Origin of the sequence: Spirillospora sp. NPDC052269 (assembly GCF_040679435.1) — a bacterium.
Lineage (GTDB): Bacteria > Actinomycetota > Actinomycetes > Streptosporangiales > Streptosporangiaceae > Spirillospora.
Genome location: NZ_JBFAUU010000004.1, coordinates 12,712 through 38,617, shown reverse-complemented (window position 1 = coordinate 38,617; position 25,906 = coordinate 12,712). Strand labels below are relative to the sequence as shown.

General features: G+C 72.6%; 18 protein-coding genes. 14 read left to right on the top strand and 4 right to left on the bottom strand.

From position 1 onward, the window contains the following. Positions 1-44: 44 nt before the first annotated feature. Positions 45-1,229 carry an epoxide hydrolase family protein gene (locus AB0L06_RS09145; protein WP_500230419.1) on the bottom strand — a complete coding sequence of 395 codons (1,185 nt, stop codon included), beginning with the start codon at positions 1,227-1,229 and terminating at the stop codon, positions 45-47. 172 nt (positions 1,230-1,401) lie between these two features. On the opposite strand from AB0L06_RS09145, the gene AB0L06_RS09140 reads away from it, so the two are divergent. Then, positions 1,402-3,861: a sensor histidine kinase gene (locus AB0L06_RS09140; protein WP_500230418.1), complete on the top strand. Its 2,460-nt coding sequence runs from the start codon at positions 1,402-1,404 to the stop codon at positions 3,859-3,861. A gap of 10 nt (positions 3,862-3,871) precedes the next feature. On the opposite strand, the gene AB0L06_RS09135 is transcribed toward AB0L06_RS09140, so the two are convergent. After that, positions 3,872-4,477, bottom strand: a complete 606-nt coding sequence (locus AB0L06_RS09135) for a response regulator transcription factor (protein ID WP_500230417.1) — start codon at positions 4,475-4,477, stop codon at positions 3,872-3,874. A gap of 985 nt (positions 4,478-5,462) precedes the next feature. Between AB0L06_RS09135 and AB0L06_RS09130 the strand changes: the two genes are divergently transcribed. From AB0L06_RS09130 to AB0L06_RS09115, 4 genes are read left to right on the top strand one after another with little or no spacing between them, the layout of a single operon-like run. Then, entirely contained in the window at positions 5,463-6,986 is a 1,524-nt protein-coding gene (locus AB0L06_RS09130; protein ID WP_500230416.1) for a peptidase inhibitor family I36 protein, read from the top strand. Positions 6,987-6,994: 8 nt separating this feature from the next. Continuing rightward, on the top strand, positions 6,995-7,609 hold the full coding sequence (locus tag AB0L06_RS09125) for a helix-turn-helix transcriptional regulator (RefSeq protein WP_500230415.1): 615 nt from the start codon (positions 6,995-6,997) through the stop codon (positions 7,607-7,609). Further along, positions 7,610-8,236, top strand: coding sequence for a Pvc16 family protein (locus AB0L06_RS09120; RefSeq protein ID WP_500230414.1), 627 nt, complete (start codon positions 7,610-7,612; stop codon positions 8,234-8,236). It abuts the gene before it with no gap. Continuing rightward, positions 8,233-10,284 carry an ATP-binding protein gene (locus AB0L06_RS09115; RefSeq protein WP_500230413.1) on the top strand — a complete coding sequence of 684 codons (2,052 nt, stop codon included), beginning with the start codon at positions 8,233-8,235 and terminating at the stop codon, positions 10,282-10,284. The genes AB0L06_RS09120 and AB0L06_RS09115 overlap by 4 nt, the downstream gene beginning before the upstream one ends. Positions 10,285-10,403: 119 nt before the next feature. Here the strand turns inward: AB0L06_RS09115 and AB0L06_RS09110 are convergent, their stop codons facing one another. Next, the gene (locus AB0L06_RS09110; protein WP_500230412.1) at positions 10,404-11,723 is read right to left on the bottom strand and encodes a hypothetical protein; all 1,320 of its coding nucleotides are present in this window, start codon (positions 11,721-11,723) and stop codon (positions 10,404-10,406) included. 185 nt (positions 11,724-11,908) lie between these two features. Here AB0L06_RS09110 and AB0L06_RS09105 point away from each other — a divergent pair, with 185 nt between their 5' ends. The 9 genes from AB0L06_RS09105 (at position 11,909) to AB0L06_RS09065 (ending at position 25,777) form a co-directional block, all read left to right on the top strand. Then, a complete protein-coding gene (locus AB0L06_RS09105; RefSeq protein WP_500230411.1) occupies positions 11,909-13,849 on the top strand; it encodes a hypothetical protein in 1,941 nt (646 codons plus the stop codon). 70 nt (positions 13,850-13,919) lie between these two features. Beyond that, positions 13,920-15,758, top strand: coding sequence for an eCIS core domain-containing protein (locus tag AB0L06_RS09100; RefSeq protein WP_500230410.1), 1,839 nt, complete (start codon positions 13,920-13,922; stop codon positions 15,756-15,758). 197 nt (positions 15,759-15,955) lie between these two features. Then, the gene (locus AB0L06_RS09095; protein ID WP_500230409.1) at positions 15,956-17,581 is read left to right on the top strand and encodes a phage tail sheath family protein; all 1,626 of its coding nucleotides are present in this window, start codon (positions 15,956-15,958) and stop codon (positions 17,579-17,581) included. 74 nt (positions 17,582-17,655) lie between these two features. Then, positions 17,656-18,099 (top strand): phage tail protein, encoded by a 444-nt coding sequence (locus AB0L06_RS09090; RefSeq protein ID WP_500230408.1) that lies wholly within the window; start codon positions 17,656-17,658, stop codon positions 18,097-18,099. Continuing rightward, complete coding sequence (locus AB0L06_RS09085; RefSeq protein WP_500230407.1) at positions 18,099-18,563, top strand: hypothetical protein; 465 nt, start codon at positions 18,099-18,101, stop codon at positions 18,561-18,563. Before AB0L06_RS09090 ends, AB0L06_RS09085 begins: the two co-directional genes overlap by 1 nt. Further along, complete coding sequence (locus AB0L06_RS09080) at positions 18,560-18,730, top strand: DUF6760 family protein (protein WP_500230406.1); 171 nt, start codon at positions 18,560-18,562, stop codon at positions 18,728-18,730. The genes AB0L06_RS09085 and AB0L06_RS09080 overlap by 4 nt, the downstream gene beginning before the upstream one ends. A gap of 3,979 nt (positions 18,731-22,709) precedes the next feature. Next, the gene (locus AB0L06_RS09075) at positions 22,710-23,147 is read left to right on the top strand and encodes a phage tail protein (RefSeq protein ID WP_500230405.1); all 438 of its coding nucleotides are present in this window, start codon (positions 22,710-22,712) and stop codon (positions 23,145-23,147) included. Then, positions 23,147-23,857 carry a CIS tube protein gene (locus AB0L06_RS09070; protein WP_500230404.1) on the top strand — a complete coding sequence of 237 codons (711 nt, stop codon included), beginning with the start codon at positions 23,147-23,149 and terminating at the stop codon, positions 23,855-23,857. The genes AB0L06_RS09075 and AB0L06_RS09070 overlap by 1 nt, the downstream gene beginning before the upstream one ends. A 93-nt stretch (positions 23,858-23,950) precedes the next feature. Further along, positions 23,951-25,777, top strand: a complete 1,827-nt coding sequence (locus tag AB0L06_RS09065; protein WP_500230403.1) for a VgrG-related protein — start codon at positions 23,951-23,953, stop codon at positions 25,775-25,777. Here AB0L06_RS09065 and AB0L06_RS09060 read toward each other — a convergent pair. Further along, positions 25,764-25,895 (bottom strand): hypothetical protein, encoded by a 132-nt coding sequence (locus tag AB0L06_RS09060; RefSeq protein ID WP_500230402.1) that lies wholly within the window; start codon positions 25,893-25,895, stop codon positions 25,764-25,766. The two genes, AB0L06_RS09065 and AB0L06_RS09060, sit on opposite strands and share 14 nt — an antisense overlap. Positions 25,896-25,906 lie beyond the last annotated feature (11 nt).

Sequence of the window (25,906 nt, the reverse complement as noted above, 5' to 3'; positions counted from 1 at the left end):
CCGAGGGGCCCCAGGTCGGTGACCTGGGGCCCCTCGCGGGTGGGCTACGGGAGGGTGCGGAAGAACTGGCGGATGTCGTCGATGAGGAGGTCGGTGGCGTCGTGGGCGGCCCAGTGGCCGCCCTTGTCGTAGTCGTTCCAGTGGACGACGTTGGCGTGGTCGCGGTCGACGAACTTGCGGACCGGACGGAAGTCATAGGCGAAGGACGCCAGGCCCAGCGGGATCGTCGTCCGCTCACCCTGGCTCTCGCCCGCGTGCGTCGCGAACCAGTCGCGGTTCTCGTAGTAGAAGCGGGCCGAGGACGCCGAGGTGTTGGTGAGCCAGTAGATCGTGGCGTTGGTCAGGACCTCGTCGGGGGTCAGCGCGTCGCCGAACAGCTGGCCGATCCAGGCGAGCTGCCCCACGGGGGAGTCCGACAGCGCGTGCGCGAGGGTCTGCGGCTGGTTGGCCTGGGACCGGTCGTGGATGGCGTGCTCGACGAACGCCTGCCCGAACTGCAGGTAGCCGATCTCCTCGGGGGTGAGGCCGTCGAACTCGCCGGGCTCGCCCTTGGGAAAGGAGAAGATCTGGTTGACGTGGACGCCGACCACGTGGTCCCGGTCCAACTCGCCCAGGATCGGCGACACGATCGCGCCCGCGTCGTTGCCGTGAGCGCCGTACCGGTCGTATCCGAGGCGCGCCATGAGATCCGCCCAGGCGGCGGCGGTCCGGGCCGCGTTCCAGCCGCGCGTCCTGGTCGGCCCGGAGAACCCGAAGCCGGGGATGGACGGGACGACCACGTGGAACGCGTCGGACGGGTCGCCGCCGTGGGCGCCCGGGTCGGTGAGCGGGCCGATCAGGTCCAGGTACTCGAGGAAGGTGTTGGGCCAGCCGTGCGTGAGGATCAGCGGGGTGGCGTCCGGCTCGGGTGACCGGACGTGCAGGAAGTGGACGAGCTGGCCGTCGATCTCGGTCGTGAACTGCGGGAAGGCGTTGATCCTGGCCTCCCACTCGCGCCAGTCGTACTTCTCCAGCCAGCGGTTCACCAGCGGCCGGACGTAGGAGCCGGGAACGCCGTACTCCCAGCCGGGTTGCGCCACGCCCTTCTGGACGCCGTCGGTGACCTCCGCCTCCGGAAGCTCGTCCGCCCAGCGGGTGCGGGCCAGGCGGTCCCTCAGGTCGTCCAGCTCGGACTGCGGGACGTCGATGCGGAAAGGCGTGATCTCGTTGCTCACCGGGTTTCCCTTCATGACTGCTCTGACCTGCAGAAGCCTCGCGGGCGACGGGGTCGGCGGGTAGTGCCTGGCGCACTGGCCCCGCTGCGGTCTGCAGCATTCGGGATGGGGTGTGCATGATCGACCGTGCAGAATGCACAAGAACGGCCGTCGTCCCCGATACCGGGCGAACTCGTGTGGGGGGCATGTGATCCGGACCCGTGTCGCCCTGCGGCCGCCCTGGTCTCCCATGGGCCTGTTCCTCGTCTGCCTCGTCCTGTGGTGGGGCTCCAAGGCGTGGTCCGTGCTGATCGGCAGCGCCTTCGTCACGCCCGCCGGAACCGGCCCCGGGATCCTCGCGGCCGCCGGGCTCGCCGTCGAGGCGGGCCTGACGACCGCGATCGCGCTCGGCGTCCTCGCGCGCCGGTGGGTTCCGGCCGCGCTGGTGCTCCAGACGGCCTTGGCCTTCTGGCCGTACGTCCTCTCCGGCAACGGGTGGTGGTCGGCGTCCGCGCTGGTCGTGACCTCGGTGCTGCTGTCCTTCGACGGCCGGTGGTCATGGCTGCCCGCGGGGCTCGTCGTCACCGCCGAGTTCGTCACCTGGGCGGTCTGGCGGCCCGACCATCGCCTCGCCTTCGCCATCTACAGCGCGCTGGTGACCGTGACGATGGGGCTGGCGTTCTTCGCGATGGCGCGGCTCGCCCGGTACGCGGCGGAGTTGCGCGCGACCCGGGCGGAGCTCGCTCCGCTGGAGGTCGCGCGCGAGCGGCTGCGGATCGCGCGCGGCCTCGACGCGGCGCTGGGGGAACGGCTGGCCCTCGTCCTGGCCCTCGCCCGCGCGTCCCGCTCCGACCCGAACGCCCGACCGGACGCAGGCCCCGCCGCCGAGCCCACCAACGGACGCGCCGCCGGGTGTGTCGCTGGGCTCGCCAACGGACGTGCTGCCGGGCCCGATGCCGGGCGTGGTGTCGGAGCGGATCGGATCGCGCGGATCGTGGAGGTCGCGCGGACGGGGCTGGACGAGGTCAGGGCCGTCTCCGCCGACCAGCGGGAACGGTCGCTGGACGACGAGGTCGAGGCGGCGCGCTCGGTCTTGGCGGCGGCCGGAGTCACGGTCGTCGTCGATGGCACGCCGCCGCGCCTGCCCGCCGCCGAGGACGCCGCGCTGGCCGCGCTGCTGCGCCGCACGGTCGTCGCCGTCCTGCGGCAGGGGCCGCCGGAGCGCTGCTCGATCGAACTGGCCGAACCGTCCGGGCTGACGGTGACCTTTCCGGGCTCGCCCACCGACCTGGGCGACGCGCTCCAGGGCCCGGTGGCGCGGCTCGTCGAACTCGGCGGACGGGTCGAGACGACGCCGTCGTCGGTGCGGGCGAGCGTCCCGGCGCGTCGTCCGAAGGGCGCCCGGGTGTCCGGCTCGGCGCCGTGGCTGGCCTGGTTCGTCCTGCTGGTCTTCGAGATCGACCACGTCGGCAGCGCGCTGGTCGCCCTGTACGACGGCGCGCCCGACTCGGACGGCATCGCCTGGGCCAAGTACCCGGTGGCCTTCACGCTCCTGCCGCTGGTCGGCCTGCTCCAGCTCCGCCATGTCTTCCCGCGCGAGAACGGTGCGCCGCCCCGCGCCCTGTGGGCGTCCCTGCTCCTCCAGATCGTCCTGCTCACGACCGCGTTCCTGGTCATCGGCCCGAAGCTGCCGGGCAGCTATACGGCGCTGGTCGCGGGCGTGGTGCTGTTCCACGGGCGTCCGCCATGGTCCTGGGGAGCGGCGGCGGTGCTCGTCTGCCTTCCGGCGCTGCGCGGATACCAGCTCGGCGCGGGCTGGGCGTGGGCGCTGACCAACCTCATCGGCGGCGCCCAGTTCATGACGACGGTCTACGTGCTGTGCCGTCTGCCCGTCGTCATCGCCGCGTTGGCCGAAGCCCGGCGGGAAGCCGCGCGCATGGCCGTGGTCGAGGAGCGGCTGCGGATCGCCCGCGACGTCCACGACCTGATGAGCTTCCAACTGTCCGCCCTCGTCGTGAAGGGCGAGCTGGCCGGACGGCTGGCGGAACGGGACCCGAACGCTGCGCGCGCTCAGCTGGACGAGCTGGCGACGCTCGCCGAGGAGGCGCTGGCGTCGGTGCGGTCGATCACCCGCGTCCGCACCTCGCTGTCCCTGTCGGCGGAGGTCGAGACGGCGCGTTCGATGCTGGCGGCCACCGGGATCGAGGTGCGCGTGGACACCGATGAGCTGCCTCCCGGCATGGACGGCTCGGCGGCGGCGATCGTCCTGCGGGAGGCGGCGACCAACATCGTCCGGCACAGTCACGCCCGCAAATGCACGATCGAGATCTCTGCCGGCGCGGACGGCCTGCGCGTCACCGTTTCCAACGACGGCGCACCCGACCTCGCCCCGCCCTGCCCCAGCGAAACCGCGCCCACCCCGGACCGCGCCGACACCGCGTTCGCCTCGGAGCGCGGCGACACTGCGTCTGCCCCAGGGCGCGGCGACACTGCGTCTGCCTCGGGGTGCGCCGACACCGCGTTGGCTTCGGGTGGCGGTGGCATGGGGCTTGCCAATTTGCGGGTGCGGAGTGCGGAGGTGGGGGGAACGCTGACCGTCCGGCGTGAAGGGGATCGCTTCACGTTGGTCGCCGAGTTCCCCGTGGCCGTCGCCCTGGCGGCCGCGTAGCCGACCGGGGTCAGATCCAGCCGGCGTCGGTGGCGATGCGGATGGCGTCGACACGGTTGCGCGCGTTCAGTTTCGTCACCGCGGACGCCAGGTAGTTGCGGACGGTCCCGTACGCCAGGCCCGCTCGCGCGGCGACCTGGGTGGGCTCGTCGCCCTCGGCGGTCAGGCGGAGCACCTCGACCTCGCGCTCGGTGAGCGGGCAGTCCTGGACGGCCAGCGCCGCGAACGCGAGCTGCGGGTCCACCACGCGGCCGCCCGCGGCGACCTTGCGGATCGCGTCGGCCAGCTCGGCGGGCGCCGCCTCCTTGACCATGAACCCGGCGACCTGCGCGGACAGGGCCCGCCGCAGCGTGCCGGGCCGTCCGACGCCCGTGAGGATCAGGGCGCGGCACTCCGGCAGCCGTTCCCTCAGCTCCGCGGCGGCGGTGATCCCGTCCTGGCCGGGCAGCTCGATGTCGAGCACGGCGACGTCGGGCCGGGTGTCCAGCGCCGCCTGGACGACCGCGTCGCCGCGCTCGACCTGGGCGACGACCTCGATCCCGTCCTCCAGCGCGAGCAACCCGGCCAGGGCCTCGCGCAGGATCCGCACGTCCTCGGCCAGCAGTACCCGGATCATCGACGCCCCCAAGATCGAATGAGGCTCAAGCGTCGGCCACCCGCCCCCGGGAACGCAAGGGGAGATCCGGGGCCACCGGGCTCCGCCGGTGAGCGGCGTTCGGGGACGGTGGTCCGGTGCGCCGGGCTCGGTGTCGATGCGGGACGGAAAGCGCAGAGTGGCGCAACAAGATCATCTATGGAATGACGAACCAGTCCAGGTCAGTGGGCGGACATCGGCCTGTGAGAGCTTCGCCGGAATCGGATCGGCGGGTTTGAATTTCTGCCAGCCAGCGGTGGCACATTCTCTTGGAGGAGAGGCCGCGTCCGGCGGTTCACTTCGCCCTGCTAGCGTGCTCACCGACCGTTCGCCTGACTAAGGAGGTGGGCTTCGCGAGTGCTGTGACTTCGCGAGTGCCGCCTCCGATTTCGTCGTGGCCGAGCGACTTGGATGTCGCCGAGAGTGCCTGAATGCGCGGGCTCATCCGGACGGCGGCAGGGGAGCGCTTCGCCGCACGGAAAACGTCCCGGACGTCGTCGGATGCTCTCGCCCCGGACGGCCGCGGCGGCCCGGCCGGTGTCCGCACGTGCCCCGAGGCCGCCTCCAGGCGGGTCGTGGCGGCCCGGCTTCGGGCGATGTGACCGATTTGGTTCCGAACTCCTCGCGCTTCTGGGGAGTCCTATGTGTTCGGAGTGCCGGACGGGACGGTGATGCGCAGCGCCTGGGTCCGTCCGGTGCCTCCTTCCCCCGGGATGGTGAGGAAATCGGCCGTGAATCCGGTCGACACCTTCCCTTCATCTCGGCTGTCCCTCCACTTCAACAGCGGACGACACAACCAAACATCATGAGTCGAAAAAGACGACAGCTCTCGCCGTCTCGGCGCCTTCGCGACTTGACACCGGTTGCCCGTTCGGACTGTCCAAAAGGGCAATCGGCGCGCGTTCATCCGTTGATGATCGGCGCCCCCGAGACTGCCCGAGTGACACAGCAGCAGAAGGGGCGTCGAATGCCCAGGAGGAGTCGGACCGGGCCGTCCGGCGTGGTGGTCGCGGCGGTCACGGTCCTGGCGGTGGGGGTGCCCGCCGTCCCCGCGCAGGCGTTCTCGGTGTGCTCGCCGGGATGGTCGTGCGTGTTCGCGGACAATGGCGAGCAGGACGGCCTGTGGGCGACCAACAACCCGTCCTACGACCACGACATGGCCGGTGACCAGATCAACGACCGGACGCAGTCGGCGGTCAACATGGGCAGCGGCTACATGGGCCTCTACCGGGACTCGCCGTACCAGGGGCTGGTGGCGTGCCTCGGGCCGAAGACGCGGAACTACCACATACCGCCCGGGACGGTCACGGGGATCCGGTACCACCCGAGCCGGACGGCGGCGTGCGGGGCGTCCGCGCGCAAACCGGCCCACAAGAACTCTCCGGCGAAGCCGCCCACGACGTCCAAGCACACACCCGGCAAGGACACCGCGAAGCCGGACAAGTCGAAGGACAAGCTGAAGGCGGTGCCGCCGTCGCCGGACTCGCCGCCCAGCTCGCTTCCCCTGCCGCAGCCGACCTCCAGCGCCGAGCTTCCGCAGGTCGCGCAGGGGTCGCCGGGCATGAACGTGGCGGCGACCTCGGCCGCCGGGCACGGCAAGAGCGGCAACGGCGGCGGCACCGTGATCGCGGTCGTCGGCGCGGCGGCGGGCGGCCTGCTGCTGATGGGGCTGCTGGTCGCCGGGGTCCTGTTCGCGCGGCGCCGGAAGGACGCCGCGCCGAAGGGACGTCCGGAGACCGGGCCGGAGGCCGTGCGGACCGTCGACCGCGGCCTGCGCCTCCTCGCCGTCGACTGCGAGGAGGCGGGACGGCCGATGCCGCGCGTCCGCGCCGTCGGCCTGGCGGACGGCACGCTCACCGTCCTGCTGACCGCCCCGGACATGGACGCGCCCGAGCCCTGGAAGGCCGACGCGAGCGGCGCCTGCTGGCGGCTGCCCGCGAGCGAGATCACCGAGCTGACCGACGACGTGCGGGACGCGCCCGCGCCGCTCCCGCTGCTCGCGCCCGTCCAGCCGGGAATGTGGGTCGACCTGCGGTCCGTCCCCGGGCCGATCTCGCTGTCCGGGTCGCGTTCGGGCGTCCGCAAGGCCGCGCGGACGCTCGCCGACGGGCTCCGCGAGAGCCCCTGGACCCGGGGAGTCCGGATCCGGGCGGTCGGATCCGCCGACGTCGGGGCCGCGCCGGAGGCCGACGAGATCGACGAGCGCGGACGCGTCGTCTTCCTCGCCGACGACATGAAGGTGCCCCAGACCGCCCCGCCCGGGGGCGTCGTCATCGCGCTCGGCAAGGTCGTCGGCGCGGGGACGCGCTGGCCCGTCCGGCCGGACGGAACCCTGCGCGTCCCCGAACAGATCCCGGCCGAGCCGACTCTTAAGGATCAGGCGCGGCCGACCCCGTCGGCCCAGAACGGGCCGATCCCACCGGCCCCGAACGGGCCGAACGCGGCCGGTGCCGCCGCATCCCCGCTGCACGAGGGAGAGAGCGCGAAATGACCCTGACCATGTCCACCGTTTCCGTCGTGGTGCACGCCCCGGACCCCATCACGCTCGCCGGAGTCACCTCCGGGCTCCGCGGCAGGGCCGAACTCCGGCTCGTGGACGACGCGGACGCCGAGGTCGCCGTCGTGGTGGCCGACACCGTGGACGACTCGACCCGGGGCGCGCTGCGCCGCTACTCCCGCGTCTCCCGGACCCGCACGGTGCTGGTCGCCGCGCACCTCAAGGAGGCCCAGCTCCTGGACGCCGTGGAGGCGGGCGTGGTCGCGATCCTGTGGCGGCACGAGGCCAGCGCGGACACCCTCACCCGGGCCGTCCTGGCGGCGGCGCGCGGCGGCGCGGACCTCCCCCCCGACCTGCTGGGACGCCTCCTCAAACAAGTCGGACGCATCCAGCGCGGCGCGGCGCACGCGCCCGGCGGCGGCGCCATCGGACTCGCACAGCGTGAGCTTGACGTGCTCGGGCTGGTCGCGGACGGGATGGACACCGCCGAGATCGCCGCGAAGCTCTCCTACTCCGAACGCACCGTCAAGAACGTCCTGCACGGCGTGATGAGCCGCCTGCACCTGCGCAATCGCGCGCACGCGGTCGCCTACGCCATCCGCGAGGGATACATCTAAATGATTCACGAGGTCGACGAGGCGCTGCGCGCGCTGATCACCGAGCGCGCGCTGCCGTCCGGCGAGGTGCGGGTCTCCTTCGAGGCCCCCAACCGCGAGTGGGCGGCGCAGCGCAACACGCCCACCGTCAACGCCTACCTGTACGACGTCCGTGAGGACCTCGGCCGCCGCGAACGCGGGCCGCTCGCCGTGCACGGACCGGACGGCCGGGTGATCGCGCGCCGCCAGCCGCCGCGCCACTTCCGGCTGTCCTACCTGGTCACGGCCTGGACGAAGCGTCCCGAGGACGAGCACCGGCTGCTGTCGGCGGTGCTCGCGTGCCTGCTGCGGAACGAGATCCTCCCGGACGGGTCGCTGCCGCCGGGCGGTGTGCTGGCCGAGCTCGGCATGGCCGTCCCGGTCTCCGCCGCCGTCCCGCCGCCGGAGTCCCGGTCGATCGCCGACATCTGGTCGGCGCTCGGCGGCGAGCTGAAGCCGTCCCTGGACGTCGTGGTCACCGCGCCGATGCCGGTGTCGCCGGAGTACCCGGTCGGCCCGGCCGTCACCGACAGCGTCGTGGTCACCGTGGGCGACACCGAGGGCAAGCTGCCCGATCCGCCCGTCCGGACGCGCAGGCTCCAGAAGTGATCGAACCCCAGACCGTCCCGCCACTCGGAACCGACCATCTGGCGGGACGGCTCGAACTGCTGCGGGAACGCGTCCGGCTGCTGGTCGTGGACCGCAGCTCGGACGACCCCACGGCGGCCGATCCGTTCCGAGGGTTGTACCTCGCTCCGGAGACCGCGTCGCGGCTGGCCGCGGGCCCGCCGCCCGCGTCCGTCCGCGACCCCGAGCACGACCGGGCCGTCCACGCCCTGGACCTGGCCGCGGACGACGCCGTCTTGTACCGGCTGGCCGAGGTGTTCGAGCTGGACGTTCTCGATCTGGAGATCCTGCTCACCGCCGCCGCGCCGGACATCGACCGCTCCTTCGAGCCGCTGTACGGCTACCTCAACGACGACGTGAGCCGCCGCCGCGCCACCATCGGCCTCACCCTCGACCTGTGCGGCCTGCCCGCCGGGTCGGCCGCGGCCCGTTCCCGCTTCGCCGCCGCGTCCCCGCTGGTCGGACGGGGTCTGCTCGTGGTGGAAGAGGACGACCGTCCCTTCCTCGGCCGCTCACTCCGAGTCCCCGACCGCATCGTCGACCACCTCCTGGGCGGCGACTCCCTCGACCCCGACCTGCTCGGTGCGGTATCGCTCGAACCTCCGTCCCCACGCATCAACGCAGAGCCGGACCGCGAGGCGCTGAACCTGGCCCGGCTGCTCGCGGGCGAGGCTTCGACGGCGTCCGGGACGTCGCTGGTCTATCTGCGGGAGACACGGCCAGGAGCGGGCATGGCGGCGGCTTGCCAGGCCCTCGCGCTCGCGGGGTACCCAACCCTGCGAGTCGATCCCGCGCGTCTTGAAGCCAGTCTCGTCCCGGCGTTGGTGCGGGAGGCGAGGTTGCGCGGGGCCGGGATCGTGGTCGGGCCGGTACCGGACGGCTCGCTCGTGCGGTCCTTCGCGACGGCCTCCGCCGGGGCGCGTCCAGTGCCGGTGCTGCTGTCCGGGAACCGGCCGTACGATCCGGCCTGGTCGGACGTCCAGCCACTCGTCCTGGAAGTCTCGGCGCGGTCCGCGACCGGCGTGTGGCGGACGGAACTGGCCCGGCTCGGCGTGGACGCCGACACGCTCGGCTTCGACCTGGCGGCCGCGACCGCGACCTTCCGGTTCGACGCGCCGCAGATCCGCCGCGCGGTGAGGGCCGCGCTCGACCACGCGGCGCTGGAGGACGTCCCGCTCGCCGCCGCGCACCTGCATCGCGGCGCGCGGCTCCAGAACGCGACCGGCCTGCAGAAACACGCGCGCCGGATCAGTCCGGCGGTCGGCTGGGACGATCTCGTCCTGCCGGACGAGCAGCGCGAGCAGCTGGCCGAGCTGGTCGGCCGCGCCCGCCACCGGGACCGGGTCCTCGGCGAGTGGCGGCTGCGCTCGGGCGGCGGACGCGGCCGGGGCGTGGTGGCGATGTTCGCGGGGGAGTCCGGCACCGGCAAGACCATGTCCAGCGAGGTCGTCGCCGCCGAACTCGGCCTCGACCTGTACGTGGTGGAGCTGTCGGCCGTGGTGGACAAGTACGTCGGCGAGACCGAGAAGAACCTCGAGCGGATCTTCACCGAGGCCGACCGGCTGGACGCCGTCCTGCTGTTCGACGAGGCCGACGCGGTCTTCGGCAAGCGCTCGGAGGTCAAGGACAGCCACGACCGGTACGCCAACCTGGAGAGCGCCTACCTGCTGCAGCGGCTGGAGTCGTTCGACGGGATCGCGATCCTCACCACCAACCTGCGGGCCAACATCGACGACGCGTTCACCCGCCGGCTCGACCTCGTCGTGGACTTCCCCTTCCCCGACCCGCGCCAGCGCCGCGCGCTGTGGGAGCACGCCCTCGCGCCGCCCGTGCCGTGCGGGGACGACATCGACCTCGCGCGGTGCGCCGCCGAGTTCGAGCTGTCGGGCGGCGCGATCCGCAGCGCCGCGACGACGGCGGCCTACCTGGCCGCGGGCGCCGGACGTCCCGTCGCGATGGCGGACGTCCTGGCCGGGGCCCGGCGCGAGTACCGCAAGATGGGCCGCCTGCTCCCCGGCACCGAGTTCTGACGGACGCCGACCGTTCCGCCTGCTCTCTGGCACCGAGACGCCGACCGTCCCGCCTGCTCCCGGCACTGAGTCCTGACGGAACGGTCGGCGTCGCGTGCGCGCGCGACGCCGACCGACGCTCAGTGGACGGTGCGCCAGCGCTGGTTGTCGCCCTCGTTCCGGTTGAAGAGGTAGACGGCGTGGCCGTCCTCGGCGGTGTCCAGGCAGGACTCGGTCTTCCGGTTGCGGACGCAGTCGCTCTCCCGGCCCCACAGGTCGGCCTCGCCGCAGTCGGCCATGGCCGTGTTGACCGAGCTCACGAGATAGCCCTGCTCGCCCCTCTCACTCAGGCACATGCCGTTCTTCTTGTTCTTCAGCTTCCAGTCCTGGCCCTGCCTGTCCTGCTTGATCCAGGCCCAGGACTGGTTGTCGCCCTCGTTGCACTGCATGACGTACACGCTGGACCCGTCGCTGGCGTTGTCCAGGCAGCCGTGGTTCTCGCCGTTCACGAGCGTCACCCACGTCACGGACTTCTTCTTGGGCTTGTTGCCCCCGCCCCCGCCGCCCCCGGACTTCTTCTGGTCGTCCGGCGAGTCGGACGGCTGGGGGTTCTTGTCCTTCGGCGGCTTCTGGTCCTTCGGGACGTCGGCCGTGGGCGTGGGCATCGCGATCTGGTTGCCGGTCGGGTTGAGCGGCGTGATGCCGTCCCGCGCGCGCGAGGCGTACTGCGGGACGAACACGAACCAGGCGACGGCGAACGCCATGGCCCCCGCGACCAGCAGCGAGAAGAACCCCAGCAGCCAGCGCGGCAGCAGCGCGAGCTGGACGTAGGTGCCGTTCACCGTCATCGGCTCCGTGCCCGAACGCTGCACGTCCACGCTGTACGGGTGGGACTCGCGGGACCCGAACCAGGCGACGCGCGGCGGCCGGACGCGTCCCTTGACCCACGCGGCGCGTCCCGGCTCGATCTGCACGTTCGCGGGGAGCAGCTCGAACCGGAGCTGCCCGCCGTTGTCCTTGCCGACCAGCGACGCGGTGACCTTGGTGTTGCCGAAGTTGTCGACGGCGAACTTCGGGCGCGCGCCGAACCGTCCGCGGACGGTCGGCGGCAGCAGCTCCGCGCGCAGCTCGCTGAACGGCGTGAGCGTCAGGTTCCCCTCGACGACCGTCTTGAGCTGGGGCTGCTCGGTGGGCGCGACCTCGACGGCGAACGGGTGCGACCCGGCGGCGGCGTCCGGCGAGCGGGGCGGCGCGAACGTGATCTGGACGGTCCCGGTGGTGCCCGGATACAACCGGACGACCTGCGGTTCGACCTGCGCCCAGCGTCCGGCGTCGCCCGCGACCGCGATCCGGTACTCCTCGACCAGATCGGTGGTGTTGCGCAGCCGCAACGTCAGCGAACCGGTGCTGCCGGGGTCGACGGTGATCGAGCCGGGTTCGAGGGAAGTCCAGATACTCACCGCCGACATGCTATGCGCGCGTCCGCTTACCCGAAACGTCCGGACGGGCAGACGCGCGGGAGGCGCGCGTTGCCCGGACGGCCCGCCCGCCCGGACCTCCCGGGTTGCCCGAGGGTGTGCCTCTGCGGTCATGCCCTTCCATGACATGTTTCCGGGACCGGACGTCGGACGGCGGGAGGATCCGGGTGCGAGGCCAGGGAACGCGGCAACCCCACCAGCGGGACGCGGAGGCCGGGCCCCGCCCTGCCCGGCCGAGGCCGCGCGAGCAGGACGGCGCGACGCTCGCCGCCGCGATGATGCGCGCGGGATCGTCCGGCGCGTCCCCGGAGATGCTGCACCAGCTCCAGCGCGCCGCCGGAAACGGCGCGACGGCCGACGTCCTGGTCCAGCGAACGGCGACCACCGACCAGCGCGTGGGGACCACCGTCCAGCGAACGGCGACCACCGTCCAGCGGGCGGCGACCACCGTCGAGCACGAGGACGCCATCAAGACCGTCGACCGGGGCGTCAACAAGACCGCCGACAACGCCGGGACGATCGTCGGAACGGTCGGCGGGCCGCTCAGCGGCGCCCACTGGCGTGAGGGCGTCACGGTCGACGGCGCGAAGGCCGCGGGCGAGGTCTCGTCCGACCTGGGCGTCCTCGCCACCGGGGTCGAGACCGTCAAGGCCGTGATGGAGGGCTACGACGCCGTCCAGGACCGCTCGAAGCTCGACGCCGACAGTCCCGAGCGCGCCGTGGCGGACCGCAAGATCAAGACCGCCGCGTACGAGGGGACGGTCGGCGGCGTGAAGACGACCCGCAACGTCATGGGCGTCGCCCAGGGGGCGATGTCGATCAGCGGCGCGGCGGCGAACCAGGGCCTCAGCTTCTCCGGCAGCGCCCTGGGCCTGATCACCGGGATCGTCGGGACGCTCCGCAACGGCCGCAAGACCCTCAAGGCGCTCGGCCGCGTCAAGAAGCTCCGCGCCAACATGATGGACGAGAGCGACTCGCGCGGCGCCTACACGGCCGCGCTGAACGAGGCCAACGAACTCGCCGCACTGCTCACGGAGCTGGCCGAAGGCGTCCGGGGAAAGCAGGCCGAGGTCGCCGAGCAGGCACAGGAGATCACCAGGCGGCAGGCCGCCGTCGCCCAGCAGGAGCGCGCCGAGGAAGCCGCCGCCTCCAGCCGCAGGACCGCGAAGAAGCAGGCCAAGCGCACGCGCGGCGCGTTCGGCACGCGCGACCAGGGCACGGCGCAGGCGGCGGCACGCGGACGGAACGACGCGGCGGTCCGCCTGCGGACGGCCCAGGAGGCCAGGGCGCAGGCCGAGCACGAGCTCGCGCAGGCGCGGCAGGCGCTGGCGCGGCTCGAAGCGGAGGTCCAGACCGCCAAGGACGGCGAGAAGCGCCGCCGGATCCTGTTCGACGAGCTCTCGGACGCGCTGAAGCGCTACACGGTCGAGGTCGAACGCGACGCCGCCGGGAAGCGCACCGACACCGTCACCCTGGACGAACTCCGCCGGTACGCCGACAAGAAGAACACGCGCGGCCTGTCCCGGAAGGCGATCGCGACGGTCGGCGGCCTGCTGTCGGTGGGCAGCGGCGTCGCGGGCCTCGTCGTCGCGATCGTCGCCGCGCTGGGCGGGGCCGCCCTGGCGGGGACCCCGGTCGGATGGGGCCTGGCCGCCGCCGCTGCCGCCGCGTCCATCGGGGTGGCCGCGTGGAAGGGCTGGCAGTTCTTCAGCAAGCGCTGGGCCCGCGAGGAGTTCGTCAAGGACGACGAGGGGAACGTCCGCAAGCGGAAGCACTTCGAGCGCGTCCTCCAGACGGCCGCGTTCTGGCGCAAGTCCGGCCCGACCAAGCGCGACACCCGCGCCGAGGCCCTCTACCAGCTGGCCCTCAACCCGGCCGAGGAGACCTACGGCATCGCGGAGCTCTTCGACGGCACCGAGTGGGACGGCGTCGACCCCGCCGAACACGGGCACGCGGTGCGGACGCGCGAACTCATCGCCGCCCTGGACGAATGGCGGGTCGGGGAGGCGCGCAAGCTCGTCGCCGACCTCGGCCTCGACTGGTCCCTCCTGGCAGGGATGGACCCGGCGACGGCGAAGAAGGAGATCGCGCGCAAACTCGGCTCGTGACCAGGGCCTTGACCACATCACCCGTCCCTTGACCAGATCACCCGTCCCCTGTCCGGGAGGAGCCCGCGCCGTGCAGGACCGTGGCCGTACCGACGACGTTCGCCAGCACGCCGGGATCCCTCCCGCGCACCGCGCCGGGACGCCCCGGCGGCATTCCGCGCCGGACGGCTCCGCCGCGGCGGCCCTGTTCCGCGCCCGTGGCCTGGCCGGGATGTCCGCTCCTCAGCTGACCCAGCTGCAACGCCTGGCGGGCAACGCGGCGATCTCCAGGTCCGCGGATGAGGAACGGCACGTCCACGACGCCTCGTGCGGGCACGCGGTGCAGCGGACGGCGGTGCACCAGGCGCTGAGCTCTCCGGGACGTCCGCTGTCGGCGGGCGTCCGGCAGGAGATGGAAGGACGCCTCGGAGCCGACTTCTCCGACGTGCGGGTGCACACCGACTCGGCGGGCCACGCGGCGGCCGAGTCGGTCAACGCGCACGCGTTCACCACGGGCTCGCACATCGTGTTCCAGCGCGGCCGCTACGACGCGGGATCCGCGTCCGGGAAGCGGATGCTCGCGCACGAGCTGACCCACGTCATCCAGCAGCGTTCGGGCCCGGTCGCCGGGACGGACGCGGGCGACGGCCTCAAGGTCAGCGACCCGTCCGACCGGTTCGAACGCGAAGCCGAGGCCAACGCCGTCCGCGTGATGAGCGGGGAGGCCGCGCCCGTCCAGCGCGTGGAAGAGGAAGAGTCCGCACCCGTCCAGCGCGTGGACGAGGAGGAGTCCACGCCTCGAAGCGGTGGCGGCAGCGTCCAGCGCATGAAGCTCTCCCCCGGAACCGGCGGACGCGGGGTCGCGGGATGGCTGGCGAATGAGGGCGCGGAAGAGCGCGAACACGAACTGACCGCGAAGCACGGCATCGACATCGGCTCGGTCGCGGGCGGCTCCCGGATGAGCCACTCGATGCTGTACGAGATCGACAAGGTCCTGGGCGAACTGCCCGAGGACCACGTCCGCGGCAACCCGTACCTCCGCTCGATCCAGATGGGCGACGGCCTCGGGCAGGCCAGCGCGTACGACTCGCGCACGCAGCGGATCGGGATGGTGAACCCGTTCGGCATGCCCGCCTTCATGTACACCTCGCTCAACCGCGGGTCGCGCTGGCAACGCGGGCTGATGGACACGGGCGCGGCGCTCGGATACGAGGGCCTGGCGACCGGCGAGCAGCTCGGCGTCATGGTGCCCGGTACGGACCGCCATGTGATGGGCGGCACGTCCGACGTGCTGGCCAACGGCAACCTCGTCAAGTGGACGCTGCGCCACGAGATCGGCCACTCGGTGGACCGGAAGGTCGGCTGGGCGCTGCACCTCAGCTCGCGGCCCGAGTTCGGCGGATGGCGCAGCGAGGCCCGGGCGGGCATCGTCGCGGCGCTCGCCGCCCGGTTCGGCTTCGCCCCGGAGGCGTTCGCCGACGGGACCTCGCTCGACCCGGAGGACCTGCGGCAGCACGCCGCGAACCTCGACGAGCACTTCGCCGGATGCGGCTTGGCCGAGGCGCAGCGGAAGCAGGTCGTCGGGTTCGTCCGCAAGGCCCTCGGCCAGCCGTGGATGTTCAACGACGGAGGCCGCGCGGACCTCGAGGTCGGCGGGCGCATCTACCACGTGGACCACTACGACGAGTGGGTCTCCTACGAGTCCGCCGCGCGCGGCAACGCCGTGTCGAACTACCAGTTCTCGACCACGGACGAATGGTTCGCCGAGGCGTACGCGGCCTACTACGACCCCAAGGGGGCGAGCCGCGCCCGCCTGTCGAACGAGGTCCGCCGCTGGTTCGCGACCGAACTCGGCGAACGCGACGCCGAGACGGCCGCGGCCACCGCGCCGCCCACCGGAACCTGCGCGCACGGCCCGCACACCGGCTGACGGGGGTCCCGGCCCTGGGCGGTGCGCACGGCCGCACACCGGCCGGTGGACGCACCGGGCTCACGACCTGCTCGTCCGGTGGCCGAACGGGCAGGAAGGATTGCCCCGGAGGCAAGCCGCCCGGACGTACCGGGCGGCAGGGCGGAACGGCAAGGTCGAATGGTCAGTCGACCGTCCTGTTCGGGGAGTAGCCGAGTATGCCTTCGTACCTGTCGCCCGGCGTCTACGTCGAGGAAGTGGCCAGCGGGTCACGGCCGATCGAGGGGGTCGGGACCTCGGTGGCGGCGTTCGTCGGGTTCGCCCCCGAGGGGCCGCTGAACGAGCCGGTGCTCGTCACCAACTGGTCCCAGTACGTCGCCGCGTTCGGCGACTTCACCGACGGCTACTACCTCGCGCACTCGGTGTACGGGTTCTTCAACAACGGCGGGACCACCTGCTACGTCATCCGGGTCGGCGGCGCCCCGGCGGCCGGCGACAGCGTGGCGCAGGGCGCGCCGAGGGCCATCGCGGCCGCCCGGCCCACGCGGCTCGGCGGGTTCCACGTCGCGGCGCTGCCCGCGGCGGCGTCCGCCGGCGAGATCACCGTCGAGATCGCCGACGTCGACGGCTCCGCCACCGACTCCAAGGGCGACGGCAAGGCGGACGCGAAGGGCGACGCCAAGGACGACGGCAAGTCGGGCGGCTCCGACGACCGGTTCCGGCTGATCGTCAAGCTGGACGGCGACACCGTCGAGAACTTCCACGTCTCCACCCGGAAGAACACCCGCGCCTACATCGTCTCGCAGGTCAAGGAGCGGTCGAAGCTGATCACGGTCACCGAGGCCGTCGGCGCCGGCCAGCTCGCGCGGCCCGAGAACCAGTCGGTCGAGCTGGTCCGTCCGGCCGCGCCCGCCGCCCCGGTCGGCGAGAACGGGACCGTCACCCCCGAGCACTACCTCGGCGACACCGCCGACCGCACCGGCTTCGGCGGCCTGGAGGCCCTCGACGCGGTCACCATGGTGTCCTGCCCCGACCTGATGAGCGCCTACGAGCGCGGCGCGCTGGACATGGAGAGCCTCAAGGCCGTCCAGCTCGGCATGATCGCGCACTGCGAGCTGATGGGCGACCGCGTCGCGATCATCGACCCGCCGCCCGGGCTGAACGCCCGGCAGATCCGCGAGTGGCGGATGGAGACCGCCGGGTACGACTCGCGCTACGCCGCGCTGTACTACCCCTGGATCAAGGCGTTCGACCCGTCCACCGGGAAGGCCGCGATGGTCCCGCCGTCCGGGCACATGGCCGGGATCTGGGCGCGCAGCGACGCCGAGCGCGGCGTCCACAAGGCCCCCGCGAACGAGGTCGTGCGCGGCGCGGTGGACCTCGGCCTCCAGATCACCAAGGGCGAGCAGGACCTGCTCAACCCGATCGGCGTGAACTGCATCCGCGCCTTCCCCGGACGCGGCGTCCGGGTGTGGGGCGCGCGGACCCTCGCGTCCGACCCGGCCTGGCGCTACCTGAACGTCCGGCGGTACTTCAACTACCTCGAGGAGTCCATCCTCATCGGCACCCAGTGGGTGGTGTTCGAGCCGAACGACGAGGCGCTGTGGGCGCGGATCCGCCGCAACATCTCCGCGTTCCTGGTCACCGAGTGGCGGGACGGCGCGCTCTTCGGGTCCAGCCCCGAGGAGGCGTTCTACGTCAAGTGCGACTCCGAGACCAACCCGCCCGAGTCGGTCGACCTCGGACGCGTCGTCTGCGAGATCGGCGTCGCCCCCGTCAAGCCCGCCGAGTTCGTGGTGTTCCGCCTCGCGCAGATCTCCGGCGGCGGCGACCTCGAGGAGTAGGCCCCGGCCGTGTCCGCCCGCGACGGCGCGGCCGTGACCAGACCTTCCTGACCGTTTGACCCGAAAGAGGAACCATGGGCTTCCAGGGCGGCGACGCCGTTGCGTCGCACAACTTCGGCCTCCAGATCGACGGCGTGATGGTGGAGTACCTCCAGAGCGTCACCGGACTCACCTACGCGCAGGACGTCATCGAGTTCAAGCAGAACTCGGCGCAGGGCAAGCCGGTCACCAAGAAGATGCCGGGCGTCGCGCAGGCGGGCGAGGCCACGGTCGTGCGCGGCCAGACCGAGAGCCCGGCCTTCACGACCTGGATCAAGGACTCCATCAAGGGCAACATGGGCTCGGCGCGCAAGAACGCCAGCATCATCGTGATGGACTACCAGAACAACCCGGTCAAGCGGTACCACATGCGCAACGCCTGGTGCAGCAAGATCGAGGCCAGCCAGCTGGAGGCGGGCGGCAACTCGGCGCTCACCGAGTCCGTCACCATCACCTTCGAAGAACTGACGATCGAATAATGCGCCGCTCCGCCCCCGTCGTCCCGGGGCCGCCGCAGTCGTCCGCCACCGCGGCGCCCGCGGCGGCGGCCTCGGCCCCGCCTGTTGAGGCTCAGCTGCGCACCGAGTTCGAGTTCGAGCTCCCGCGCGGCTACGTGGACGAGAACGGCACCGTCCACCGGCACGGCGCGATGCGGCTCGCCACCGCCCGCGACGAGCTGGTCCCGCTCCAGGACGTCCGGGTCCGCGAGAACCCGCCGTACCTGTCGGTCGTGCTGCTCGGCCGGGTCATCACCCGGCTGGGCACGCTCCCGATGGTGCACGACGGGACCGTGGAGAACATGTTCGCCTCGGACCTGGCGTTCCTCCAGGACTTCTACCGGCAGATCAACGCCGAGGGGCACACCCGCGCCGAGGTCACCTGCCCGTCCTGCGACGAGCCCTTCGAGGTGGAGCTGGGCGGGAGCCGCCTGGGGGAATCGTGACGTACGCGCCCGACCGGCTGCACGAGGAGGTCGCGTACATCGCCTACCACTTCCACTGGCCCCGGGCCGAGATCCTCGACCTGGAACACCCGGACCGCCGCCGCTACATCACGAACATCGCCACCTTCGTGAGCCGCGCGAACGCCACGTCCGGCACGGACGGCTGACCTCATGCCCTTCTTCCGCCGAACCCCCCGAACCCCGCCCCCGCCGTCCGCGTCCCCGGCTGCGTCCGCGCAGCCGGACGCCCCCGCACCGCCGACCGCACCATCGGCGGGTCCTGCGCCGTCGGCCGCTCCGGGATCCGGAGCGGCCGAGGCGCCGGGCTGGACGCGCCTGTCCGCTCCCGTGCCGTCCCGGCCTATCCAGACCGTCGCCAATTCGGGCTTCGGCCCGACCCTGCCCACCTGGCAGCGTCCCTCGGTCTCCGGCGACCTGCCTCAGGTCGTCCGCCCCAAGCCCCCGTCCGGCCTGGCCCACGACATGCTGCGCCCCGCTGGCACCCCCCAGGCACTCGGCTCTGGCGGCCCGGCCCTCCCGGTCGTCCGCCCGACCTTCCGTCCCGCGGACCAGCCCGACCCCACGACCATTCCGTCCCCGCCCGCACCTGTGCAAAGGTCCGCGCCGTCCTCGGCCGTGCCCGCCACCGACGGGGGACGAGCCGCCGGGGCTTCGGGGACGGGGGCACCGCCCACGCTGCCGGTGGTGACGGCCCGTCCGGTGCAGCGCGCCTCAACGGGACGGTCGCCCCTGACCGCCGCGCGAGTGACCCCGCTTCCGGCCCGTCGCGTCCGCCCTGTCGCGGCCACGAGGGCCCCTGGACGTAGCGGTGCGGCCAAAGCGCCCGAACCGGCATCCGACCAAGCGGACCCCGGACGACCGTCGCCCCCTCCAAGCACCCCAGCACCAGGCCCTGCCCCCGCGCCCGCGCCCGCACCCGCCGAGCCGGTACAGCGAACGGCCGCCTCGGCCACGCCACCCATGCCCGCCCCGCCGACCCCTGACCTGGCCAGCAGGACAAGACCACACCGCACCGGCCTCGGCGCTCCCATGCGCGAAGCGCCCAAGAGTGCCATGCCCCCCGCGCCCACCCCGTCCAAAGGCACCCCCACCCCGGACGGTCCGGCTGGCCCGACGCGCACGACCCCCGAGCCCAGCGCACCCGCGTCCACAACGCAGAACGCGACACAGCCCTCGTCCGCGCCCTCCGGGCATGCACCGTCCAGCGGGAATGCCGCGGCCACCCCGCGCCCGAACCCGCCTGCCAAACGGGAACCCTCAATACCGGCGTCCGGACCCGCGCCTGCCCCTGTGCAAAGGGCCATGCCATCACCGCCCTCGGCCGGTGCGCCTTCCGGCGGCAATCCGGCGAGCACCCCACGCACAGGCTCACCTGCCGCACCGAAGACGCCCACACCCTCATCCACGTCTAGGCCCGTACGCACGTCCGCATCACCATCGACCTCCGCGCCAGCGCCCGGGGGCGCGCCTGCCCCAGTACAAAGGTCCACGTCAGGGCCCGCGACCCCACCCCCGCCCGCGTCCACACCAAACCCGGCGCCCACCTCGGCATCCGCCTCTGGGCCTGCCTCCACGCCTGGGACAAGCTCCGCGCCACGGCCCGTGCTCCCGCCCCCCAACGCGCTCTCGTCCGGACCCGCGCCCATGACCTCGACGTCCGTGACCTCATCCACGGCCACGTCGGGAGCTGCGCCAGCGTCCGTGCAAAGGACCGCGTCACTGCCCATGGTCCCGCTCCCGCCGGTGCCCGCACCGGGGCTGAGGTCCGCGCCATCTAGGGCAACCCCACTTGCACCCGCCCCGCCCTCGCCCGCAGCCGTGCAAAGGTCCGCATCACGGCCAGTGCTCCCGCTCTCGTCCATGCCCGCGCGTGCGGCGAAATCCACGCCGTCCGTTGCCCCCATCCCGCCTGCGCTCGCCCCCAGGCCCACGTCGGCGTCGTCCTCTGGAGCCGCTCCCGCTCCGTCCGCGCATGCGCCCCTGCCACCCGCGCCCAAGAGCACGTCCACAGGCGACTCCGAGCCCGTCCCCGGGCCCACGTCGGCGTCGTCCGATGGCCCCGCTCCCGCATCGTCCGCGCGGGTGCCCATGCCGCCAGTGCGCAAGGTGACGTCCGCGGGTGAGTCCGCGTCGGTACAGAGGTCTGCGGCGTTGTCTCCGTCCTCGCTCGCGTCTGGACCGGCGTCCGGCTCCGTCCCCGCGCCTGTACCTCTGCGACGTTCCACGCCAAGTCCGGTGATCCCGCCCTCGTCCGCGAACTCGTCTGCGCCACGGCCCACGCCGACGCCCGAGTCCGCACCTGTGCAAGGGTCCGCGGCACCATTTCCCTCCGCGTCCGCTTCCGCGCCTGGGCCGAGGCCTGAAACGGTGTCCACGCACACGTCTGAGACTGCGCCTGCGCCCGTGCAGAGGTCTGCGACACGGCCTGTCGTCCCACTTCCGTCCGTGCCCACGTCCGGACCCATGCCCGCGTCGGCCTCCTCCTCCGCGCCGACCACGTCGTCCGCGCTCGCGCAAAGGCCCGTGGCTCCGAATTCCCCCGCGCCCGAGTCCCGGGACGAATCTGCACCGGCGTCCGGCTCTGCGCGTGCCTCGACCTCCACTCCGACGCCCAGGTCCACGTCCGGGTCCGCCCCTGCGCCTGCGCAGAGGTCTGCGACACGGCCCGGGGTCCCACTTGCGGCCGTGCCCCCGCCCGGACGGACGTCCACCTCGGCGTCCCCCCCAAGGTCGGCCACCGCGTCGACTTCGCCGTCCGCGCCTGCGCAAGCGCCCGCGTCTCCAACTTCCTCTGTATCTGCACCAGCGCCCGCGCAGACCTTGGCACCTGGGACGGGGCCTGGCGCTGCAACGTCGCAGGCAGCGACTCCACCTACGCCCGCGCCCGTACAAAGGTCCGCGTCCACGCCCACATCCGCGTCTCCCGTCATGCCCGTGATTTCTGACGGCGCGGGCTCGGCAAGCGGGGCCGGACGGAGTTCGCGGGGACGGTCCGGACTGGGAGCCCCCTTGCGTGGAATGCCGCGGAGCGCAGTGCCTCCGTCCACGTCCTCCAACAACCCGGCGAAGCCTTCACGCGCGCGGTCGGGGCTGGGGTCTCCGTTGCGGAACACTCCGGCCGCCGTTCTGCCGATCGGCAGGACGAGTGAGAACAGCACCGCGACTCCCGTGCAGCGCGCCCCGCAGCCGCCGAGCCCGAGCCCGAGTCCGGTCGGCGAGCCCCCGCTTCCCGTGCAAGACAACACATCAAGCAGCGCGGACGCGCCGGAAGGTCGTCCCGCAGCGATTTCGCCCGAGCCGCGGGAGAAGCCTGCGGCGAGTCCGACCAAGGCGGTCGCGCTGCCCATAGTGGCGGTGCGTCGGCCGATCCAGCGGACGTCCGTCGATCCGATCACCGCAGGGCAGGACACGTCCGCTCGTCCCAGCGGATCGGGGAAGACGCCCGCGAGCGACAGCGCGGCTCCCAACCGGCGTCCGGCATCCCGGAAGGTGGTCGCGCTCCAACGAAGCGTCCCGGCCCTGGGCATGGCGGCCGCCGCGATGTCGCTCCCCTCACGAACCCCCACTCCGGACGCCGACCACATAACGCCTGCTCAGCCCACCGAAAGGACTGGATCGAGCGCACCGAACCAGCAGGATCAGCCTCCGGCAGCGCCGTCCATGCCCGTCGTGCGGACACATCAACCGGCTCCGGCCCCCCGGACGACCCCAGCCCCAGCCGCACCGCCACCGCAGCGCGAGCAACGGCCGCCGCCGCCATCCGCCCCCGTCGTGCAGCGCGCGGCGTCGAGCGGCGCGGACGGAGCCTCCGGAGGAGGACGACGCGTCGCGCCACCCATGCCGCAGCAACCGCCCCCACCGCAGCGCCGGACGCCCGAGCCCGCCGACCGAACCAACAGGAGACCGCCCAGCGAACCCGACCTGGACGACCTGGCAAGACGGCTGGTCGGCCCCCTGTCCCGCCTGCTCAGGACCGAACTGCGCCTGGACCGCGAACGCGTGGGGAGACTGCGTGACCCACGCCGCTGACGCCCCACCCCACCACCCGACCGCCTCGCCTCAACCCCCGACCACCCCACCCCGATCCGCGACCGACACGACGCGAACCAACGAGAGGAGAGCCGGATGAGCAACATGAAGGATCCGGGGTCGAGCCTGTTCTTCCGGCTCACCATCGACGGGGAGTCCCTCGGCGACTGGAACGGCTGCGACGGACTCGCCGCGCAGGTGGACGTGGAGCTGCGCGAGGAGGGCGGCAACAACGGGCACGTGTGGCAGCTGCCGACCAGAGTGCGCCACTCCAACATCCGGCTGACCCGTCCGATCAACGAAGAGACGGTCAAGGTCATGACCTGGATCTCCTCGGTCTCGACCGGGATCCGGCGCCCCACCGCGCAGATCGAGGCGCTGCGCGCGAACGGCGAGCTGGTCGCGCGCTGGGGTCTCCTGGACGTCCTGCCCGTGAACTGGACGGGCCCGACGCTCGACCCGGCTTCGAACACCGTCGCGACCGAGGTCCTGGAGCTCGCCCACCACGGCTTCACCGGATCCGGGGGCGCGTGATGGCGGGCGGGGGCCGCAGCAGCCACGTCAAGGCGACGCTCAGCATCCACGAGCCGCCCGCCGGGGACTCCACCTCACCGGGCGGGACGATCAAGAAGATCGCGTTCCAGTTCAACCCGGCGCAGCTGGAGATCTCGCGGTCGGCGCAGTGGACGTACACGCCGACGGTCGCGTCCCGGGAGGCGGGCCGTCCCGAGTTCCTCGGGACCGACCAGCAGAGCCTGGACCTCGAGATGTTCCTGGACTGCTCCGACAAACCGGGCGACTCGAAGGTCCGGACGGCCGTGGAGGCGCTGTTCTCCTGCCTGAAGGTCGTCCCGTCCAGCCTGCCGGACCGGCCGTCCCCGCCATGGGTGATCCTCGAGTGGGGCAAGTTCAGCACCGTCCGGTTCGTCTCGTATGTCCGTCAGGTCGGGGCGTCCTACACGCTGTTCGACGCGACCGGCGAGCCGATCCGGGCGACCTGCCGGATCTCCCTCGAGGAGATCCCGCACGCGACCGCCGGGCAGAACCCGACGTCCGGCGCGCTGTCGGCCCGCCGCGTCCACCGGGTCGTCGCGGGCGACAGCCTCGCCTCGCTGGCCTGGCGCGAGTACGGCGACGCGACCGCCTGGCGGGTCATCGCCGAGGCCAACGACCTGGACGACCCGATGCGCCTGCCGCCCGGCCGCGAACTCCTCCTGCCCGCCGCCGACGAACTCCCCGTCTGACCGCCGCCCGCCGACCCGCCCGCCGACCCCGACCCCGCCCGCCGACCCCGACCCCGACCGCCGACCGCCGACCGTCTGGAGCGTTGAGAACCCGTGTCCGAGGGGACCTACACCAACCTGCTGGCCGTCGCCATCGACGGCGCGCCGCTGCCCGTGACCGTGAAGCCGCTCCTGGTGGACGGCTGGGTGGACGCGTCGGTGAACGTGCCCGCCGCGTTCCAGCTCACCTTCCGCGACCCGCACCAGAAGGTGCTCGGACGGCTCGGCGTCAAGATCGGCTCGAAGGTCGTGCTGCGCGCGCTCGCGGTCGGCAGGGACGGCGGCACCCCGCTGTTCACCGGCGAGGTCACGGCCTTGGAGGCCGACTGCGACGGGACCGGGAAGTACAGCGTCATCCGGGGCCACGACCCCGGCCACCGCCTGCTGCGCAACCGGCGCGTCGAGGGCTACGTCAACATGACCGCGTCCGACATCGCGCGCCGTCTCGCGTCCCGCAACGGCCTGTCCATCGGCAAGGTCGACTCGACGAGCACGGTCTACGAGCTGATCACGCAGCCGAACGTGACCGACTGGGACTTCCTGACGCGGCTCGCGCAGGAGAACGACGCCGAGATGTCGTTCGACGACAAGGGCAAGTTCCGGTTCGTCAAGCCCGAGGACGCGTCGGGCGCGCCGGGCGCGGGCACGCACGCGCGGCAGAGCCACCACGTGCTGGAGTTCGGCGTGAACCTGCTGAGCGTCCGCACCGGGGTCACGGCGTCCGACCAGGTCAAGGAGGTCGAGGTCCGGGGCTGGGACGTGGCGGGCAAGCAGCCGCTCACCTCCCGTTCCCCGGCGACGACCAACCCCGAGCTGAAGATCGGCACGACCGGCGGCCAGGCGATCGCCCCGTTCGGCCAGGCGAAGCTGGTCGAGACGAACGTCCCCTACGACCGGCAGGCCGAGGTCGCCGGGGCCGCGGACGCGCTCGCCGCCGACGTCAGTTCCGCGTTCGCCGAGGTCGAGGCCGTGGTCCGCGGCGATCCCAAGCTGCGTCCGGGGCTGCCGGTCGCGCTGAACGGGATCGGCAAGCCGTTCGAGGGCAAGTACACGGTCAGCACCGTCCGGCACGTGTTCTCCGCCGGCGAGCGCTACGAGACGCAGGTGACGGTCACCGGACGCCAGCACCGGTCGCTGTTCGGGCTCGCGTCGGGCGGCGTCCCGTCCGCGCCGCGCCTGCCCGGCGTCGCGATCGCGATCGTCACCGACGTCCAGGACCCGCTGAAGCAGGGCCGCGTCCGGCTCCGTTTCCCCTGGCTGGACGACAAGTACGTGAGCGACTGGGCGCGCGTCGCCCAGTACGGCGGACGGCGCGGCGGATCCCTGATCATGCCCGAGGTGGACGACGAGGTGCTGGTCGCGTTCGACCGCGGCGCGCTCGACCACCCCTACGTCGTCGGCGGCCTCTACAACGGCGTGGACCGGCTGCCCGACTACGAGCGGACGCCCCTGGTCGGCACCGGCGGCAAGGTCAACTGGCGGGCGTTCGCCTCGCGCACCGGTCAGCGGATCGAGCTGCTGGACGCCCCCGCCAAGCGCGGCGTGACCGTCTCCAGCGGCGACGACAGCATGAGGGTCGAGCTGAATGAGCGCGGCACGAAGGTCACCGTCCACAGCGACGGGACGGTCGACGTGTTCGGCGCGCGCGGCGTGAACATCAAGGGCGGCGCCGACGTGAACATCGACGGCGCGACCCGCGTCGACATCAAGGGCGGCGGGCAGGTCACGGTCACCGGCGCCACGGTGGACATCAAGGGCGCCGAGGTGAGCATGGAGGCCGCCCTCTTCAAGATCACCGGCATGGTCGAGGTGCAGGGCAAGCTCAACGTGATGGGCGTGATCACGCAGGACGAGATGCCCGTCATGGTCATCCCCGCCTGAGCAGCGGACCGACGGACAGCGCGACCACGAACAGCGCGACCACGAACAGGGGAACGACGGACAGCGCGACCACGGACAGCGCGACGACGGACAGCGGAACGACGGACAGCGGCCACAACGGCAGGGACG

Bases quoted from the DNA above. Each gene is read 5' to 3' on its own strand.
- AB0L06_RS09125 (WP_500230415.1), top strand. From the start codon at position 6,995: ATGTCCACCGTTTCCGTCGTGGTGCACGCCCCGGACCCCATCACGCTC.
- AB0L06_RS09135 (WP_500230417.1), bottom strand. From the start codon at position 4,477: ATGATCCGGGTACTGCTGGCCGAGGACGTGCGGATCCTGCGCGAGGCC.
- AB0L06_RS09075 (WP_500230405.1), top strand. From the start codon at position 22,710: ATGAGCAACATGAAGGATCCGGGGTCGAGCCTGTTCTTCCGGCTCACC.
- AB0L06_RS09120 (WP_500230414.1), top strand. From the start codon at position 7,610: ATGATTCACGAGGTCGACGAGGCGCTGCGCGCGCTGATCACCGAGCGC.
- AB0L06_RS09070 (WP_500230404.1), top strand. From the start codon at position 23,147: ATGGCGGGCGGGGGCCGCAGCAGCCACGTCAAGGCGACGCTCAGCATC.
- AB0L06_RS09130 (WP_500230416.1), top strand. From the start codon at position 5,463: ATGCCCAGGAGGAGTCGGACCGGGCCGTCCGGCGTGGTGGTCGCGGCG.
- AB0L06_RS09145 (WP_500230419.1), bottom strand. From the start codon at position 1,229: ATGAAGGGAAACCCGGTGAGCAACGAGATCACGCCTTTCCGCATCGAC.
- AB0L06_RS09085 (WP_500230407.1), top strand. From the start codon at position 18,099: ATGCGCCGCTCCGCCCCCGTCGTCCCGGGGCCGCCGCAGTCGTCCGCC.
- AB0L06_RS09095 (WP_500230409.1), top strand. From the start codon at position 15,956: ATGCCTTCGTACCTGTCGCCCGGCGTCTACGTCGAGGAAGTGGCCAGC.
- AB0L06_RS09090 (WP_500230408.1), top strand. From the start codon at position 17,656: ATGGGCTTCCAGGGCGGCGACGCCGTTGCGTCGCACAACTTCGGCCTC.